Source organism: Rhizobium sp. S152 (assembly GCF_030380735.1).
Classification (GTDB): Bacteria; Pseudomonadota; Alphaproteobacteria; order Rhizobiales; family Rhizobiaceae; genus Rhizobium.
The window spans coordinates 626,760-644,535 of the sequence record NZ_JAUDRZ010000008.1 but is presented as its reverse complement, the minus strand read 5'-3'; the positions used below and the strand labels follow the sequence as shown (position 1 = coordinate 644,535).

The window sequence follows — 17,776 nt, the reverse complement described above, 5'->3', positions numbered from 1 at the left end:
AAACTGGAGCCTATGAATTACGTCGACGGGGCAAATGCAATACTTCCTTAACCCTGCCGACATAGCCGGTTATGCATCCGCCCAAAAATGTTTAGGGACGGTTAACCGCGAAAGCACTTCGGCAATGCTTGAAACGCTAAAAATCTAATAAAATTAATGAAATAATAAAGGCGTGACGATGCCAGACCGTGCCGGCGATGGATTCGTGGCCTTTTCGAAGGATAGAACTCGTCGGCCGACAGTATAAACGGGCACGCCCCGACACCGAGCGACCGGCCGGGGCGTGAACCGAAAACAGCAGGCGAAACGCGCTATCGCGCCGGCGCGACAAGGCAGAAGAAGGCGCCCTGCGGGTCCGTCGCCTGGATGATCCAGCTGTTGCCGGGAACCTCCATCGGGCCGTTGAGCACGGTGCCGCCGCCCGCCTTGACGCGTTCGATGGCCGCATCGATGGCCGGTACGTTGAAATAATAGGCCCAGGCGGCCATCGGCATGGAGGTGGGCCTGGTCATGATGCCGCCGGTCTGGACGCCGTGTTCGGCGAAGATGCGGTAGACGCCCATCTCGCCCATGTCGAAGTCGTGGTCCTTGGTCCAGCCGAACAGCCTGGCGTAGAAGGTAAAGGCCTCCTCGCCATTGCCGGCGTAGAGCTCGCGCCAGCCGACATGGCCGGGCGTGCCCATCGGCGCTTCCGGCGGTGGATTTTCCATCGGGAACGGCGTCATGATGCAGATCACCGCGCCATGCGGATCGGCGACGACGGCGAAGCGGCCGATCGTGGGGATATCCTCCGGCGGACGGCGCACCGCGCCGCCATTGGCGGCGAAATCGCGGGCCGACTGGTCGACATCGTCGACCGCGACATAACCCGTCCAGTTCGGCGGAATGCCCTGCCCTTCAAGTTCGGCCGGGAAATCCATCATCCCGGCAACGCCAATGCCGCCCGCCTCGAAGATCGTATAGGGCGGCTGGCCGGGTACCGTCATGGATGTCGTCGTCCAGCCGACGACCTTGCCGTAGAATTCCGCCGCCGCTCTTGTATCCGGCGTCATAAGCTCGCACCAGATGAACTTGCCGTGTGTCTCGGACATGGGTGTCCTCCCTTTCGCGTCCCACTTCGGTCTGCTCGAACGGCTGCCTCAATGGCAGCAGGATTGGGCTTTCGGCGCCGTTTCATACTCGTCGTGGCGCTTGACGAAGTTCATCGTCGAATCCTCGTTGCGGCCCTTGGGTGCGCGATCGAGGATCATCAGCGTGCCGATCAGTTCTTCCGGCCCACGGGCGTAACTGGAGTAGGTGTGGAAGATTTCACCCCTGTCGTTCTTGTAGAAGGCGCTGAGGCCGGGCAGTTCGTCATGGGCTTCGGCCGGCGGGATGGCGGTGAAATTGTAGACGACCATATCCTGCTTGAGATCGTCAGGCGTGAAGGAGACGTGATAGTCGAAGTTGAAATCGCTGCCCGAGGACGACACCCAGGGGAATTTCCAGCCCATGCGCTTCTTGTAGGCCTCGATCTTTTCCATCGGCGCCCTGGAGACGGCGACCCATGTGACGTCGTGATTGTTGAGATGCGGCAGCGCTCCATCGACGTGATCGGACAGGAACGAACAGCCGGGGCATCCCGCTTCCCAATCCGGCCCGAGCATGAAGTGGTAGATCATCAGCTGGCTGCGGCCATCGAAGAGATCGGCGAGGCTTTTCCTACCCTGAGGGGTGTCGAAGGCATAGTCCTTGTCGACTTTGACCCAGGGAAGCGCCATGCGCTCGGCGTTGAGCTTGTCGCGCAGGTGCGTTGCCTCCTTCTCCTTCAGGAGCAGCGAGCGGCGGGCCTTGTTCCATTCTTCACGGGAAACGACTTGGTTCTGCATCGTCTGCGCCCTCCTCCGGCGCTATCGGATTGTTTGTCTATTCTCCTATGGCTTGAATAATTGAATTGATATCAATATAATTCGCCCATGTCAAACGCGACCGAGATTCCTTTTGCGACGACGCTGCTGGTACGCGATACGTGCCTGTGCCTGCATGTGCAGCGCGCGGCGCGCGCGCTGGCCCGATTGTTCGACGATGCGCTGAGGCCAGTGGGGCTGACGAACGGGCAATTTTCGCTGCTGATGTCGCTCAACCGTCCCGAACCGCCGCCCATGGGGCCGGTCGCAAGCCTGCTTGCCATGGACCAGACGACGCTGACGGCGGCGCTGAAGCCGCTGCAGCGGCGCGGCTGGGTCGTCGTTGCGCCGAACCCGAGGGATCGCCGCGGCCGGCTGCTCAGCCTGACACCAGAGGGAAAGGCTGTGCTGGCCTCGGCGGTACCGATCTGGGAAAGCACGCACGCGACACTGGAGTCCGGCCTGCCCGACGGCAATGCGGTGCGCCTGCGCGACGACCTGCGAGCGTTGGCTTGAGGCTACCCCACCGCCACCCTTCGATCCGCCGCGAAATCCGCCCGCGTGAAACCGATACGCATCTTCGGGAAATCACACAATGCTTGCACACCAACCGACGAAAGGCGGATGCGCCAGGTCTGGCGGTCGACGGGCTCGCTGACGGCGAAGGCGGTGGCCGTCAGCAGTGCGATGTTGCGGCCGCGGGCGGGGTCGCGGACGGATTGGTAGAGGATCGCCTGGCAGCCGGCCTGGCGCGCGGCATCGGCAAGCGCCTGGCACGGTGCGTAGTTTTGGGGATCGGTCCAGGCTTCTCGGTCGCGGTCAAGCGGCGGGCGGGTGAGATCGATCCCAGCGGGGGCGTCGATCACAGCGGCGAAGGCGGTGTATTCGGCGGCATTGGCGGGCAGCGGCGTCGCGGGCGATTCGGCGAAGAACAGCAGCCGGTAGAAGGACATTTCCGCCAGCGCCGTCTCCACCTTTTCCGAGGCGTAGAAGACGCCGAGCGTGCGCCCTGCCCTGCGAAAGCGCGAACCGTACGGATAGACTGCGCCATAGCGGAACGGGGTCGCGAGCAGATAATCTAGTCCCGCGCATTCCGGCGGCAGCGCCGGCTTGCTTTCTTCCAGCAGCGTTTCGAGCAGCGCCTGCTCGTCCAGCGTATCGACGATCTTTAGTGTCGAGATCTGATGCTGCGCCTCGACCAGGCGCCAGAAGCGGCCGGAAACGGATCCTGCTTCAGACGATAGCGCGGCGGGCGTCCAGGTAGGCAAGGACATCGGTCAATCCTGAAATGCTGACGATCTTTTCGAGCGGCGTGGCGCCAAGCGCGGTGTTGGCGTTGCGCAGCCACTGCCGGGCGATCGCCTCGTCGCCGCCGACGATCGCATCGAGCGAGCGGAACAGGCGCACGAGAAGAATGGCGAGCTCGAAGGACTTCGAGCCGCGCTCCAGGAGATAGTCCTGCCGCTTCATGCGCGAAACGGTCGCTTCCGAAAGGCCGAGCACCGAAGACAGCGTACGGGCGCTGATGCCGAGCCTCTCAGCGGCGTTGACCGTCGCCTTGGTCATGACGGCGGCTTCCGATGGGCGGGTACCCGAAATCTGTTTTGCGACAAGCATGGCAACATCCTTTCCCTGGAAATAATATAGACGATTTATTTCAGATGAAAAGATGTGATGGCGCCACCGCCCCACCAAGAAGCGAAACAACCCGGCCTGCGGAACAGACCGGGTTGTCATTGTCCACTGAAGTCGGACCTTACTTCGCGTGGGGATCCTTGATCGACTTGCCGATCGAGAAGGCGAGGATCGCCGAGATCAGCATCAGGGCGCCGACGATGAACATCGGGAGCTCGAAGAGGCCGGTGGCATCCTTGACCGCGCCGGTGATGTAGGGCGCTGCGAAGCCGGCGATGTTCCCTACCGTGTTGATGAGGGCAATGCCGGCCGCGGCCGCCGCACCCGTCAGGAAGCGCGAGGGGAAGGACCAGAAGTTCGGAAGCGCCGAGAAGATTGCGCAGGCCGTCAGCGTGATGGCGAGCACGGTCGCTTCCGGCGAGGACATCAGCAGCGCGAGCGGGATGCTGATGGCGCCGACGAGCGCCGGGATGCCGACGTGCCAGGCACGGACGCCGCGCTTGGAGGCATCGCGGCTCCAGAAGAACAGCGCGACAGCGGCCGGCAGATACGGGATCGCCGTGATCAGGCCCTTGTCGAAGACGTCGAACTTGGTGCCGAACTTTGCCTCGAAACCGGAAATGATCGTCGGCAGGAAGAAGGCCAGGGCGTAGAGGCCGTAGATCAGGCCGAAGTAGATGACCGACAGGAGCCAGACGCGCTTGTCCTTGAGGGCCTGCAGGGTCATCGAGCCGTGGCCGGAAAGCTTGCCGGCTTCTTCCTTGGCGAGTTCACGGTTCAGCCAGTCGCGCTCGCCCGCAGTGAGCCACTTGGCGGCCGTGGGGGTGTCGGGCAGGTAGAACCAGGTGATGATGCCGACGATGATCGCGGGCGCGGCAACGCCGAAGAACATGATGCGCCAGCCTTCATAGCCGAACAGGCCATGCGCCTGGATCAGCAGCGAGGCGATCGGAGCACCGATGACAGTGGTCAGCGGCTGCGCCAGATAGAAGAGCGCGAGGATCTTGGCGCGGTGACGGCCGGGGACCCACGTGCTGAGGTAGAGGATGGCGCCGGGGAAGAAGCCCGCTTCGGCAACGCCGAGCAGGAAGCGCAGCGTGTAGAGGCCGGAAACGCTGCTCACCCAGGTGAAGAGCATGGCAACGATACCCCAGGTCACCATGATGCGGGCGAGCCAGCGGCGCGCGCCGTACTTGTGGAGAGCCAGGTTGCTGGGGATTTCCAGCACGATATAGCCGAAGAAGAAGATGCCGGCCGCAAACCCGAACTGGGCGGCGGTCATGCCGAGGTCCTGCGTCATCCCGTTCGGGCCGGCAAAGGAGATTGCCGTGCGGTCGAGAAAGTTGATGAAGAACATCAGGGCGATGAAGGGGACGAGCCGGATGGAGATCTTCCTGATGGCCGACTTTTCGACCAGCTGATCCTGCTCTGATATTTTGACAGTCGCGTTCACTAAATCCTCCCGCAACAAAACCACATCCCGGCCGACAGGCCCCCCGAACATGACTTGTGCTTTGCAGACCCGTCGAGGCGGGAATGCCTGGTGTTGATCTCAGCTCGCTTCTTGGGATGGAATTCGTGTCCGGACTTGGGCGATATTTCGGCCCATGAACCTGTCAGGTTCTCCATACTCCAGCGGACATGCCTCCTCCCGGCGAGCGCGGCAACTCTTTCAAAATGTCGCACACTCGTCAACTGGTATGATGAGGTAGTCAGCATTCTCCCACGAGAAATATTAGATTCGAGTGATATTTCTGCCCTTTTGCGTCGTCCTTTAAACGCGAAAACGCCACGCTTGCGACAGCGTGGCGTCTCATTCACAGCGGATCAGCCGATCAGACGACGGTGAACGGCACTTCCGTCGAGGTACGCAGCGCGTGACTGTAGGGGCAGACGATATGCGCGGCGGCGGCCAGCTTCTCCGCGGTCGGCTTGTCGAGATCGGGAATGTGGACGGCGAGCGACACTTCGATGCCGAAGCCGCCACCGTCCTCGCGCGGACCGATACCGACAGTGGCGGTAACAGTCGTATCCTCAGGAATCTTGACCTTCTGCTGGCCGGCGACAAATTTCAGCGCGCCGAGGAAGCAGGCGGAATAGCCGGCGGCGAAAAGCTGCTCGGGGTTCGTGCCGGTTGCGCCGTCGCCGCCGAGTTCCTTGGGAACAGTCAGTGTGACGTCGAGAACGCCGTTTTCGGAAACAGCGCGGCCCGCGCGGCCACCGGTGGCGGAAGCTTTGGTCGTGTAGAGAATAGGCATGTCGGTCTCCTTTGCGTTGGGGTTGGATTTTGTATATCGCGCAATTAAATTGTACGCAAGTGAATTTTGCAAATTGCATTCACGGGCTGAAAAGAGGACAATCAGGGCTCAGGGAATGACGATGATGACAACGCAGATGACCAAGACGATGAACATACCGGAAGAAGAGAAGCGCCTGGAAAGGCAGCTCTGCTTCGCGGTCTATTCAACGGCGCATGCGTTTACCCGCGCCTACAAGCCGATCCTCGACCGCATCGGTCTCACCTACCCGCAATATCTTGTCATGCTGGTGCTCTGGGAAAAAGCCGAGCTGCCGGTGAAATCGATCGGCGAGAAGCTGGATCTTGATTCGGGCACGCTCTCCCCACTCCTGAAGCGGCTGGAGCAGAGCGGATTGCTGACGCGCCTGCGCGATCCAACCGACGAGCGGCAGGTGATCGTGTCGCTGACGCCAAAGGGACACGAGATGCGCGCCGAGATCGACACCATCATGTCCGGCATCGGCGAAGCCGCGGGCTGCACCATCGAGGAGATGGTAACGATCCGCGAGATGCTGCAGGGGTTGCGGGCGAATTTGAAGACGGCGGTCTGACCTTGCGATCCGCCAAATCCGTCTCTCCCCGCTCCGGGGAGAGACGGTAGGCGCATTACTGCTTGACGACGATCGGCGCCTTGTTCGGAACGCGGTCGTAGAGGTCGATGATGTCCTGGTTGAGCAGGCGGACGCAGCCTGATGACACGGCCTTGCCGATCGAGCGCCAGTCGGGATTTCCGTGCAGGCGGTAGAGCGTGTCCTGGCCACCGGAGAAGATATAGAGCGCGCGGGCGCCGAGCGGGTTCTTCAGGCCCGGCTCCATGCCGCCGTTCTCGATCGAGTATTTGACGAGTTCGGGCTGGCGGGCAACCATCTCGTTCGGCGGCTTCCAGCGCGGCCACTTCTGACGCCACTGGATGACGCCATCGCCCTGCCAGGCGAAGCCTTCGCGACCGATGCCGACGCCATAACGCATCGCGGTGCCGCCCGGCTGAACCAGATAGAGGAAGCGCGAGGGCGTATCCACGACGATGGTGCCGGGTGCCTCGCCGGTGGGGTCGATGACCTGCTGACGGTAGAAGCGCGGATCGATCTGCTGGTAGGGAACCGGCGGGATCAGGAAACCACCGTCCTCGATCGGGCCGTACATGACGGCCAGCTCGGCGTCGGTGGGCGCCGGCACGGTCTGGAACATCCGGACCGGATTGCGGAAGGCGATCGGCTGTGCGGTCGGGCTTCCCGTTGTCGATGCGCAGCCGGCGAGTGCGGAAGCCGCGGTGAGCGCAGACAAAGAAAGAAAGCTGCGCCGGGAGATAGATTTTTCAGAACTCATTCGTGTCGTTTTTCCTTTGACGGGACAGCGACGGCTGGCCCCGCAGGTTAGGCAACATCCTGTCGCCACGAACAAATCTATCCGCTCGGGTTAAATAAACCATAACCTCACGAAGTCGTGTCCCCTCGGGGGCATACGATATCCGCGCGGCTGTTGCGCGGCTACATCACGACGATCTCGGCCTTGGCCGGAACACGGTCATAGAGATCGACGACATCCTGGTTCAGCATGCGCACGCAGCCCGATGAAGTCGACTTGCCGACCGACTGCCAGTCCGGCGTTCCGTGGATTCGGTAGAGCGTGTCCTGGCCGTCCTTGAAGATATACATGGCGCGCGCGCCGAGCGGATTGCCGAGGCCAGGGTTCATGCCGCCGTTCGCCGCCGAGAAAGAGCGGACATCGGGCTGGCGCTCGACCATTTCATCGGGCGGCGTCCAGCGCGGCCACTTCTGCTTCCACTGAATCACGCCGCGGCCGGACCAGGCATAGCCCTCACGACCGAGACCGACACCATAGCGCATGGCTTTGCCGCCGGGCTCGATGAGGTAGAGGTGCTTGGTCTTGGTATTGACCACGATCGTGCCGGGCTTTTCGCTGCTCGGATAATCCACTTCCTGGCGCAGATATTGCGGATCGACACGGCTGACGGGGATGGCCGGCAGCGTGAAATCGTTGTCGCGCACCTCGGAATACATGGCGGCACTGACGGGATTGCTGACCGGCAGGCCATAGATGCGGCTCGTCGTCGCGCCGGGGATGCCGTAGGTCTGGTTGTAGATCGTCGCCGGGACGCCCGGCCGCTGCGGCACCGGCGCGTTGATCGGGCGGACACGATCGGGATCGACACCCGGCGGATGGTAGAAGACCGGCGAGGTTTCCTGCACGAAACGGGCGGGATCGGTTGCGCCCGTATCGGGGATCAGGATGTTGCAGCCGCTGAGCGACAGGGCCGCGACCGCAAGTCCGGCGAAAGACGGCACCCGGCTGAGAAAATTCATAAATCCATCCTCGTCGACGACAGCAATTCCGATAACTGCGCCGAAGATGGCATTCGCGGCTGGCGCGAGGCTTTCCATCCGCCTCGCATATCGATGCCGTTAGAGCAATTCCAGGAAAAGTGCGAAGCGGTTTTCCGTCCGGAATTGCGTGAAAACAAAAGAATAGAGCCGTTCCGCGCTTCGAAGAAAAGCGGAACTGCTCTAGGCGGCGACGCCGTGGAAGAAGCGGATGCTCTGCTCGATCTCCGCCGGGAGTGCCGAGGTGTGATTGCCGGTCACGGTATCCGTCTCGATATGAATGCCGGCTGCACGGGCGCGGCTGGCGAGCAGGCCGGCACGGTCGTTGAAATTCGCCTCCTCGGTGCCGTGAACGATCCGGACCGGGCATTTGAAGCTCTGCGCGTAGCAGAGCGCGGTACGCACCTCGAACTCGTGCGGGTTGCTGTCGTCGAAGCGGATATCCTGCGGATAGCGATTGAAGAAGCGGAAGGAATCGGGGTTGCCGGAGATGGGAGCCGCGGCGCGGAACTTGTGGGTGCTCATTGAGGCCAGCATGGTGAGCGTGCCGCCAATGCTGTGGCCGGCGATGAACAGCCGGTTGGGATCGACACCCGGCAGATGCGCGAGCCGATCGGCTGCCGACAGCACATCATCGACCTCGTCATAGAAGCCGGAGAAATTGCCCGGCTGGCCGTTTTCGCCGCGGAGCGACGGCATCAGCACCACGAAGCCGGCATCGACATAGGGGGCCATCAGCCTCCAGTGGCCTATCCCCATGGCGTTGCCACCGTGCAGGAAAAGGACGCCGGGCCTGGACTTGTGACCGCGCTTGTACTTCGAGACCCAGGCCGTCAGCTCGAGCTCGCCGCCATAACCGCTGCGATAGAAGATCCTGTCGGCATTGGCGGGCGCGTCGAGCGGCTCGAACTTGTCGGGCGCCGGACCCTTCTGGAGCAGCTTGGTGCGGAAGCGGTTGCGGACCTTGGCATAGTCTCGGGTGATCAGCCGGGGTTCCTTCGGCACCTCGAAGGCATTCGCCACAATGGGTGCCATGGCCGGGGCCAAAAGGGCGCCGGCGATGCCGGTCAGAACCAGGCGGCGCTGGCGGAAAAAGCCGTTGTCTTCATTCGATCTCATGTCGCACTTCCATATTCCCGGCATTTCAGATGGTTACACCAGGAAACGCGGACGCCAAGACACATTGTGTTGAGGATCGGGCGTGTGAAGCGTTTTTGTCTACGGAAACGCTTTTTACCCCGCCTTCGCATCGATCATCGCCACCAGCGTCTGCAGCCGATCCGCTTCGTAGGAGGGTTTTTCGGGGCGCAGGCGGGAGATGCGGGGGAAGCGCATGGCGACGCCCGACTTGTGGCGGTTCGAGCGGTTGATGCCTTCGAAGGCGACTTCGACGACGAAGCCGAAATCCTTATCGGCACGGACGGCGCGCACAGGGCCGAAACGTTCGGTGGTGTTGTTGCGGACGAACTTGTCGAGGATTTCGAGCTCGGCGTCGGTGAAGCCGAAATAGGCCTTGCCGACGGGCACCAGCTGCTCTCCGTCAGGCGTCTCGGCCCAGACGCCGAAGGTGAAGTCGGAATAGTAGCTGGAGCGCTTGCCGTGGCCGCGCTGCGCATACATCAGCACCGCATCGACATTGAAGGGATTGCGCTTCCACTTGAACCACGGACCCTTCAGCCGGCCGGACTGGTAGACGCTGTCGTGGCGCTTGATCATGACGCCTTCTATGACGGGATCGGGCGGCGTCGAGCGCAGCGCGTCGAGCTCGTCCCAGGAGCCGAATTCAACCTGCGACGACAGATCGAAGCGTTCGTGCGGCGCCTGCTCGATGATCTCGGAGAGGCGATGGCGGCGATCGACATAGGTTCTGCCACGCACATCTTCCTCGCCGTCGAAGAGGAGGTCGTAGGCGCGGATGAATGCCGGGTATTCCTCCAGCATCGCTGATGTCACCGTCTTGCGGTTCAGCCGCTGCTGCAGGTCGGAGAAGGTGCGCGTCGGGCTGTTGGAGCGCGACGTGCCGCCGACCAGAAGCTCGCCGTCGACCACGCCTTCGAAGCTGATGGCATCGACGATATCGGGAAAGGCGCCGGAGATGTCGTCACCGGAGCGCGAATAGATCTTTCGCGTAACGCCGGCCCGCGACAGCTGCACGCGGATGCCGTCCCACTTCCATTCGGCGGCGTAATCGGCGGGATCGAGCGCGTCGAGATCGCCGGGTTCGACGGGATTGGCAAGCATGACGGAGTGGAAGATCGCCGGCGTCGCCAGCACCGGCTTGCCGCCCCTGCCCTCGAGCCAGGCAAACAGGCTCTCGTAGGGGGGCTGCAGCCCGTGCCAGAGCGTTTCGATCTCGGCCACATCCATGCCGCCGAGATCGGCCAGCGCCTGCTTCGCCAGCCGCGCCGAAACGCCGATGCGCAGCGCGCCGGTCGCCAGCTTGATGAAGGCGAAGCGGCCGGAGGCGTCGAGGCGGTCGAGCATGTCGCGGACGAAGCCACGCACCTCGGTGCGCCCCAGCGCATTCATCTCCGCCACCACCGCGCCGAGGCGCGGCTGTGCCAGCGCCGAACGCTCGATGTCGCGCTCGTTGTCCCAAACCAGCGAGATGGTCTCGGCGAGATCGCCGACATAGTCGTAGGAATAGCGGAAGAGCACATCGTCGATGCGCTCCAGCGCCAGTTCGCGCAGCATGGCGGGCTTGACGTTGCGGACATCCAGCGTGCCGGCGATGGCGGCGAGGCCGTAGCCGCGGTCGGGATCGGGCGTGTCGCGGAAGTAATCCGTCAGCAGCTTCAGCTTGCCGTTGCGGGATGGGGTGAGGACCAGGCGGTCGAGAAGGTCGGCGAAGGCTTTCATCGCGATCTTCCTGCTTGTCGCAAAGTCCCCTCCCCAACCCCTCCCCACAAGGGGGAGGGACTAACCGGGGGAAGCCTCTCGGGAAGAATCGAAACAGTTTCGCAAGTTGAGAGGTTGAGATGTACGCCGGCGGCGCCGCGCGTAAGCCCCTCCCCCTTGTGGGGAGGGGTTGGGGAGGGGTTTTCATGGCTGCGCACCACCATCACTCCGCCTCGTCCTCATAGCCCACCAGATGCAGCGGCCGGGCCTTGATGCCCTGCAGCTCGCACCAGCGCACCAGCGCCTCCTCGCGACCGTGCGTCACCCAGACTTCGGCCGGATGCAGCTCGGTGATGGTTTCGGTCAGCTCGGGCCAGTCGCAATGGTCGGAGATGACAAGCGGCAGCTCGACGCCGCCCTGCTTGGCGCGCTGCCGCACCATCATCCAGCCGGAGGCGAAGGCGGGGAGCGGGTCGTTGAAGCGGCGAGCCCAGCGGTCGGCGAACGCCGACGACGGGCCGACGACGATGGCGCCCTTGAAAGCGGATTTGTCTCGGCCCTCGACGGTTGCCGGGCGCAACTCGCCGAGATCGATGCCCTGGCTGACATAGTAGTCGCAGAGCCGCTCCATGGCGCCGTGGATATAGATCGGCTCGTCATAGCCGGTGTCGCGCAGCAGACGAATGACGCGCTGGGCCTTGCCGAGCGCGTAGGCGCCGATCATGTGGGTGCGCTCGGGGAACTGCCGTAGCGAGGCGTAAAGCTTGGCCATCTCGCCTGATGGATCGGGGTGATGGAACACCGGCAGGCCGAAGGTCGCCTCGGTGATGAAGACGTCGCAGGCGACCGGCTCGTAGGGCGCGCATGTGGGGTCGGGGCGGCGCTTGTAATCTCCCGAGACGACGATGCGGGTGCCATTCTTCTCGATGGCGATCTGGGCGGATCCGAGCACGTGGCCGGCGGGATGGAAGCTGACCTTGACGCCGTTGACGACGATCTCCTCGCCGAAGGCCGCCGCCTGTTCGCTCAGGCAGAAATCGTCGCCGTAGCGGATCCTCATGATATCGAGTGTCTGGCGGGTGGCGAGCACTTTGGCGTGGCCCGAGCGGGCATGGTCGGAATGGCCGTGGGTGATCAGCGCGCGTTCGACCGGGCGCACCGGATCGACGTAGAACCGCCCTTCCGGGCAGTACAGCCCCTCGGGCGCGGGATAGAGCAGTGCGTCTGGTCTCATGCCCTTAGAGATAGTGGGAAATCGGGCGACGGCCAGTGGCATCCGCGCGGATGCCACCGGAACCGTTCAAGGGATCACGCGCCGATCGCGTCGAGCGTCGCGATCACCTCGGCCGACAATTGCAGCTCGGCCGCCTTCAGGTTTTCGCGCAGATGCGCCACGGAAGATGTACCGGGAATCAGCAGGATGTTGGGTGAGCGATGCAGCAGCCAGGCCAGCGCCACCTGCATCGGCGTCGCATCGAGGCTCGCCGCGACATCCGACAGCGCCGAGGATTGCAGCGGCGAGAAGCCGCCGAGCGGGAAGAACGGCACATAGGCGATGCCATCCCTGGCCAGGCTGTCGATCAGCGCCTCGTCCTTGCGGTGGGCGATGTTGTACATGTTCTGGACGCATACGACCTCGGCGATCCCCCGGGCCTGCGCGACCTGGGTGGCGGTGACGTTGCTGAGGCCGATGTGTCGGACGAGTCCCTTGCGCTGCAGCTCTGCCAGCGCCGTCAACGGCTCCTCGATCGAGCCTTCGGCCGGGCCGTGGACATCAAGCATGATACGGAGGTTAACGACATCGAGCGCATCAAGGCCGAGATTGCGGAGATTGTCTTGCACCGCCTGCTCCAGTTCCTCGGCCGAGAAGGCGGGCAGCCAGGAGGCATCGGCCCCGCGCCGGGCGCCGATCTTGGTGACGATGGTGAGATCGTCGGCATAGGGGTGCAGCGCCTCGCGGATGATCTGGTTGGTGACATGCGGTCCGTAGAAATCGCTGGTGTCTATATGGTTGACGCCGAGCGAGACCGCCTCGCGCAGCACGGCCAGCGCGGCGTCGCGATCCCTGGGCGGGCCGAAGACGCCGCGGCCGGCGAGCTGCATGGCGCCATAGCCGAGACGGTTGACCGTGCGGGAGCCGAGTTTGAACGTGCCTGCCTGTTCGATGCTTGTCATTGCTTTCGCTTTCTTGCCTTATCGGATGCCGGAAAGTATATGAAGGATCCTTCAGTTTCGGAATTCGCATTCTCATGGACACGGCAACAGCAGCCCTAAAGCCCAGAAAGAACCCGGTTCAGGCCCGCTCGACTGTTACCGTCGAGGCGCTGCACACGGCGGCGATTCAGGTTTTAACGCGGGAGGGGCTGAGCCGTTGCACGACGACGCGCATCGCCGAGCGGGCGGGCATGTCCGTCGGCAGCGTCTATCAATATTATCCGAACCGCGACGCGCTGCTGTCGGCCGTCCTGGAAACGCATCTGGAAGGTGTCGCCGATGCCATCGAGGGTGCAAGCCGCGCGTTCAATGGCAAGCCAATCGATGAGATGGCGGTGGGCCTCGCTTCGGCCTTCCTCGCCGCCAAGCTGCGCGACCCGCAGGAATCGAAAGCGCTTTACGCGGTGTCGGCCGATCGCGGCGGCCCGCTTCTGGTTCAAAAAATGCACAAGCGGATGCTTTCGGCGATCGCCGCGATGCTCGAAAGCGCGCCCGACGCCCGCTTCGACGATCCGGCCATGACCAGCGCGATTGCCTTCAGTGCATTGGTCGGCCCGGTGCGGACGCTGCTCGACGGGTATGTCGAGCCGGGCTTCGAAGACGGGCTGGAGAGCGAACTCGTCCGGCTCCTGACGGCCTATCTCGGAACACACCGGCTTTCGCCTGAGGTTTAAGCTTTCAACAGGTCGGGGATCTGATCCGCCGGCACCGGCTTCGAGAAGCGGTAGCCCTGCGCCTCCTCGCATTTGGCGAAGCTCAGGAATTCCAGCTGCGCATCGGTTTCCACGCCCTCGGCGACGACGCTGAGCTTCAGGGTCTGCGCCAGCGAAATGACCGCGAGGCCGATGGCAACCGCGGTTTTGTCCGACGGCAGCGCCTCGATCAGCGAGCGGTCCATCTTCAGGCGATCGAAGGGAAAGGTCTTGAGCGAGGCGAGACTGGAATAGCCGGCGCCGAAATCGTCGATGGAGAAGCGCACGCCGAGCGGGCGAAGGGCATCCATCATCGCCAGCGCCTTTTCCGCATCCTGCATCAGGACGCTTTCGGTAAGCTCGAGTTCGAGCCAGCATAGGTCGAGCTTGTGGCGCTCCGCGGTCTCGACGACATGGCGGGCGAAATCGGGGTCGGTAAACTGGCGAGCAGAGACGTTGACGGCGATCCGTACCGGCCGCATGCCCATGTCCTGCCATTGACGCGCCTGCCGGCAGGCCTCGTTGAGCACCCACAGGCCGAGCGGGATGATCAGGCCACATTCCTCGGCCAGCGGAATGAATTCGGCCGGCGGGCGCATGCCCTTTTGCGGATGCTCCCAGCGTACGAGCGCCTCTACGCCGGTGACCTTGCGGGTCACTACGTCGACCTGCGGTTGATAATGGAGCAACAGTTGATCGCGGACGATGGCGAGCCGCAGTTCCTCCTGATCGCTCACCGGCAACTCGGTCGCCGCGTCTTGCCTGGAGTAATGGTGAAGCGGTGCCTGCAGGCCCTGCTGCTTGGCGCTATACATGGCGCGATCGGCATTGAGCAGAAGTTCTTCCGCCGTTGCGCCATCGTTCGGAAATGCGGCCACGCCGATGCTGCAACCAATGGGGATTTCACGTCCCTGAAACCGTACCGGCTTCGAAATGGCCTTCTGCAGGTCGCGCAGGCGACGGGTGATACCGATATCGTGTCTAGACTGGTGGACAAGAACCACGACGAACTCATCGCCTCCGAGGCGCACGACTATATCGGACGCACGCACGCAGTTGGCCATCCGGGCCGCGATTTCCTTCAGCACCTCGTCGCCGGCGGCATGGCCGAGAGTGTCGTTTATTTCCTTGAAGCCGTTCACATCGATATAGGCGACCGTGACCTTTCTAGAGGCCGCGCGTGCCTGGTGCAGCGTCTTTGCCATCCGCTCCTTGAAAAAGGCGCGGTTAGGCAGGCCGGTGAGATCGTCGTGATGCGCCATGAAGTGAATGCGCTCGTCGCCGCGCTTGCGCTCGATGGCGATGCCGGCGAGATGGGTCGCGATCGCGACCATTTCCGTCTCGCGGCGGGTCGGTGCGCGCACGGCACTCGAATAGAGCGCGAAGGTGCCCAGCACATTGCACTGCGCCGTCAGGATCGGCATCGACCAGCAGGAGCGGAAGCCGAAGGCGCCGACCACGCTGCGGAAATCCTCCCACAACGGGTCGTTGAGCGTGTCCTCAACGATGACCGGCTCGGCGCGCCAGGCGGCGGTACCACAGGAACCGACTTTCGGGCCGATCGCGATACCATCGATGATGCGCGTGTAGGCTCCCGGCAAATGGGGAGCCGCGCCATGCCGAAGCCTTTGGCCCTCGCTGTCGAGCAGGAGTATCGAACCCGAGACGTCATCGATCTCCGCTTCCACCAGCAGGACAAGCGTCTCGAGCACGGTCTCCAGCGGCTCGTTGCGGGCGATCATCTCGAGCAGCTCCGCCTGACGGCGGCGCAGTTCTTCCTGACGCTTCCGCTCGGTAATATCCCGGGAGGCGCCGATGAGACCGACGATCTCGCCACGATCATTGCGCAAGGGGATTTTCGAAGTCAGCCGGCAAGCCGCCTTTTCCCCGATCCGGGAGGGCGTGACCTCCTCCATATCGATGAGCGGCTCGCCCGATGTCATCATGGCCTGCTCGATGTCGAAATAGCGCTGCGCCGTCTCGAAATCGTACAGATCGAAATCCGACTTGCCGGAGAGTTCGGCCGTGTTGGAGAAGCCGAGGCTGTGCGCCGTCGTGGCGTTCGCGAAGAGGAAACGGCTGGCACGATCCTTGACGTAGAAAAAGTCAGGAAGTTCATGAATGGCCTTGAGGGAGAGGCTTTCGATGCTGTCGGAAGCTTTGCCGGCATTCGCGACCACCAGCGCTTCGGTTGCCGAAACCACGCGATCTACCGCTTCATCCAGCGCGTCTCCGTGACGTTTCGCACTCCGTTCATTCATATCATCCGCTCCAGCCCGCCGCTCCCAACAGCGAACTCAAAAAAATTGCACCAAGAACCAGCCTATATTCGCATTCAGAGATTTAAACTGAACAATGAACAAAAGAACAAAAACGGTCCCACAATTATAGACTATGATTTTTCGAACTATATCCACTGTTTCAAAACGATATACATCTGATGGCACGTTTCCTGCGTGTGCGGGATCATGAAGAACCAATCGTTAACTTCGACGCGCCGGGCGATGCTTGGCCTGACCGCGGCATCGGCCGCAGCCCTTCTCGCGCCGCGCGCCTTCGCGGCAAGCCCGCAGCCGGATCTGCGCGGCTCGATCGACCCCGTGAAATACAAGACCTTGCCCGACGCCGGCGACCGCAAGAGCGTCAGCCTGCAGAGGATGATCAATGAAGCATCGCGGGCAGGCGTGCCGATGTTCCTGCCGCCGGGGACATACAAGGTCTCCAATCTGACGCTGCCCGATAATACCAGGATCACAGGCGTTCCCGGCGCCTCGCGGATCGTCTACACCGGCGACGGGCATCTGTTTTCAGCCGAGAACGTCAGGCGCATCGAGCTGTCCAACATCGTCATCGACGGCCAGAATCGCTGGCTCGGCGACTATGCCAATGCGCTGGTACAGTTCACCGGTGTCGACGAGGTTGTCATCGACAATTGCGAGATCCTGGGCAGCCGCAAGCATGCCGTGCAGCTGGAGCGTTGCGGCGGGCGGATCGAACGCAGCCGCATATCGGGCGCCGGACAATCCGGCATCTACGCGGTGGAAACCAATAGGATGTCGGTGACCGGTAATGCGGTGTTCGACTGCGGCAATGGCGGCATTCTCGTGCACCGCTGGAAGAAGGCGACCGACAACGCCATCGTGACCAATAACCGGGTCTACCGGATCCGTGCCAACGACGGCGGCACCGGGCAGAACGGCAACGGCATCAACATCTTCCGCGCCGACAACGTGATGGTGGCGAACAACCACGTTTCCGACTGCGCCTTCACCGCCATCCGCGCCAATTCCGGCTCCAACGTGCAGATATCGGGCAACCAGTGCCTGCGCTCGGGCGAGACCGCCATCTATGTCGAGTTCGAATTCGAGGGCGCCGTCGTTGCCGACAACATGATCGACGGTGCCGCGAACGGCATCTCGATCGCCAATTTCGACCAGGGCGGACGACTGGCCAGCGTGACCGGCAACGTGATCCGCAACCTGACGCTCGAGGGACCCTATAAGCCCGACGTCGGCTTCGGGATCGGGATCGCGGCGGAGGCCGACACGCTGATCTCCGGCAATGTCGTGGAAGGCGCACCGCGCTGGGGGTTGCAGCTCGGCTGGGGACCCTATCTGCGCAATCTCGTCGTGACGGGCAACATCATCCGCAAGGCCAGGATCGGCTGCGCGGTGTCGGTCGCCGAGGGCGCCGGATCGGCTGTCATCACCGACAATGTCTTCGAGGACACTCCCGATGGCGCGATCCTCGGCTTCGAATGGGTGAAGAAGGTGACTGGCGAGCTTGCGGCGGCGGGCGATGCCGCCTACCCTCAGCTGACGATCGAGCGCAACCGCGTTTCGTGAGCCGCGAAACGCCTGATATCAAAAG

General features: G+C 62.8%; 17 protein-coding genes. 4 read left to right on the top strand and 13 right to left on the bottom strand.

Annotation, left to right across the window (positions count from 1 at the left end; translation table 11 throughout):
* Nucleotides 1-311: 311 nt before the first annotated feature.
* Together QTL95_RS12760 and QTL95_RS12755 are read right to left on the bottom strand one after the other, a co-directional pair.
* Nucleotides 312-1,091 (bottom strand): VOC family protein, encoded by a 780-nt coding sequence (locus tag QTL95_RS12760; protein ID WP_289720321.1) that lies wholly within the window; start codon nucleotides 1,089-1,091, stop codon nucleotides 312-314.
* Between the two features lie 48 nt (nucleotides 1,092-1,139).
* On the bottom strand, nucleotides 1,140-1,868 hold the full coding sequence (locus tag QTL95_RS12755; RefSeq protein ID WP_289720320.1) for a DUF899 domain-containing protein: 729 nt from the start codon (nucleotides 1,866-1,868) through the stop codon (nucleotides 1,140-1,142).
* Between the two features lie 87 nt (nucleotides 1,869-1,955).
* On the opposite strand from QTL95_RS12755, the gene QTL95_RS12750 reads away from it, so the two are divergent.
* Nucleotides 1,956-2,402 (top strand): MarR family winged helix-turn-helix transcriptional regulator, encoded by a 447-nt coding sequence (locus QTL95_RS12750; RefSeq protein WP_289720319.1) that lies wholly within the window; start codon nucleotides 1,956-1,958, stop codon nucleotides 2,400-2,402.
* 2 nt (nucleotides 2,403-2,404) lie between these two features.
* Here QTL95_RS12750 and QTL95_RS12745 read toward each other — a convergent pair whose 3' ends face one another.
* The 4 genes from QTL95_RS12745 to QTL95_RS12730 form a co-directional block, all read right to left on the bottom strand.
* Nucleotides 2,405-3,160 carry an RES family NAD+ phosphorylase gene (locus QTL95_RS12745; protein ID WP_289720318.1) on the bottom strand — a complete coding sequence of 252 codons (756 nt, stop codon included), beginning with the start codon at nucleotides 3,158-3,160 and terminating at the stop codon, nucleotides 2,405-2,407.
* A complete protein-coding gene (locus tag QTL95_RS12740) occupies nucleotides 3,120-3,503 on the bottom strand; it encodes an MbcA/ParS/Xre antitoxin family protein (RefSeq protein WP_289720317.1) in 384 nt (127 codons plus the stop codon). The genes QTL95_RS12745 and QTL95_RS12740 overlap by 41 nt, the downstream gene beginning before the upstream one ends.
* Before the next feature lie 139 nt (nucleotides 3,504-3,642).
* On the bottom strand, nucleotides 3,643-4,974 hold the full coding sequence (locus tag QTL95_RS12735; RefSeq protein ID WP_289720316.1) for an MFS transporter: 1,332 nt from the start codon (nucleotides 4,972-4,974) through the stop codon (nucleotides 3,643-3,645).
* Between the two features lie 382 nt (nucleotides 4,975-5,356).
* Entirely contained in the window at nucleotides 5,357-5,779 is a 423-nt protein-coding gene (locus QTL95_RS12730) for an organic hydroperoxide resistance protein (protein ID WP_289720315.1), read from the bottom strand.
* A 124-nt stretch (nucleotides 5,780-5,903) separates the two neighbouring features.
* On the opposite strand from QTL95_RS12730, the gene QTL95_RS12725 reads away from it, so the two are divergent.
* A complete protein-coding gene (locus tag QTL95_RS12725; RefSeq protein WP_289720369.1) occupies nucleotides 5,904-6,371 on the top strand; it encodes a MarR family winged helix-turn-helix transcriptional regulator in 468 nt (155 codons plus the stop codon).
* 55 nt (nucleotides 6,372-6,426) lie between these two features.
* On the opposite strand, the gene QTL95_RS12720 is transcribed toward QTL95_RS12725, so the two are convergent.
* The 6 genes from QTL95_RS12720 to QTL95_RS12695 all read right to left on the bottom strand — a co-directional run bounded on the left by QTL95_RS12720 (nucleotide 6,427) and on the right by QTL95_RS12695 (nucleotide 13,175).
* Nucleotides 6,427-7,146, bottom strand: a complete 720-nt coding sequence (locus tag QTL95_RS12720) for a L,D-transpeptidase (protein ID WP_289720314.1) — start codon at nucleotides 7,144-7,146, stop codon at nucleotides 6,427-6,429.
* Between the two features lie 161 nt (nucleotides 7,147-7,307).
* Nucleotides 7,308-8,144, bottom strand: coding sequence for a L,D-transpeptidase (locus QTL95_RS12715; protein WP_289720313.1), 837 nt, complete (start codon nucleotides 8,142-8,144; stop codon nucleotides 7,308-7,310).
* A gap of 201 nt (nucleotides 8,145-8,345) precedes the next feature.
* Nucleotides 8,346-9,281, bottom strand: coding sequence for an alpha/beta hydrolase family protein (locus QTL95_RS12710; protein WP_289720312.1), 936 nt, complete (start codon nucleotides 9,279-9,281; stop codon nucleotides 8,346-8,348).
* A gap of 114 nt (nucleotides 9,282-9,395) precedes the next feature.
* The gene (locus QTL95_RS12705) at nucleotides 9,396-11,021 is read right to left on the bottom strand and encodes a cisplatin damage response ATP-dependent DNA ligase (RefSeq protein ID WP_289720311.1); all 1,626 of its coding nucleotides are present in this window, start codon (nucleotides 11,019-11,021) and stop codon (nucleotides 9,396-9,398) included.
* 202 nt (nucleotides 11,022-11,223) lie between these two features.
* A complete protein-coding gene (locus QTL95_RS12700; RefSeq protein WP_289720310.1) occupies nucleotides 11,224-12,234 on the bottom strand; it encodes a ligase-associated DNA damage response exonuclease in 1,011 nt (336 codons plus the stop codon).
* A 74-nt stretch (nucleotides 12,235-12,308) separates the two neighbouring features.
* Complete coding sequence (locus tag QTL95_RS12695) at nucleotides 12,309-13,175, bottom strand: aldo/keto reductase family oxidoreductase (RefSeq protein WP_289720309.1); 867 nt, start codon at nucleotides 13,173-13,175, stop codon at nucleotides 12,309-12,311.
* 74 nt (nucleotides 13,176-13,249) lie between these two features.
* Here QTL95_RS12695 and QTL95_RS12690 point away from each other — a divergent pair, with 74 nt between their 5' ends.
* Nucleotides 13,250-13,888 (top strand): TetR/AcrR family transcriptional regulator, encoded by a 639-nt coding sequence (locus QTL95_RS12690; protein ID WP_289720308.1) that lies wholly within the window; start codon nucleotides 13,250-13,252, stop codon nucleotides 13,886-13,888.
* On the opposite strand, the gene QTL95_RS12685 is transcribed toward QTL95_RS12690, so the two are convergent.
* Nucleotides 13,885-16,167 carry a putative bifunctional diguanylate cyclase/phosphodiesterase gene (locus QTL95_RS12685; RefSeq protein ID WP_289720307.1) on the bottom strand — a complete coding sequence of 761 codons (2,283 nt, stop codon included), beginning with the start codon at nucleotides 16,165-16,167 and terminating at the stop codon, nucleotides 13,885-13,887. The genes QTL95_RS12690 and QTL95_RS12685 overlap by 4 nt on opposite strands.
* A 207-nt stretch (nucleotides 16,168-16,374) precedes the next feature.
* Between QTL95_RS12685 and QTL95_RS12680 the strand changes: the two genes are divergently transcribed.
* On the top strand, nucleotides 16,375-17,751 hold the full coding sequence (locus QTL95_RS12680; RefSeq protein ID WP_289720306.1) for a TIGR03808 family TAT-translocated repetitive protein: 1,377 nt from the start codon (nucleotides 16,375-16,377) through the stop codon (nucleotides 17,749-17,751).
* Nucleotides 17,752-17,776: the final 25 nt, after the last annotated feature.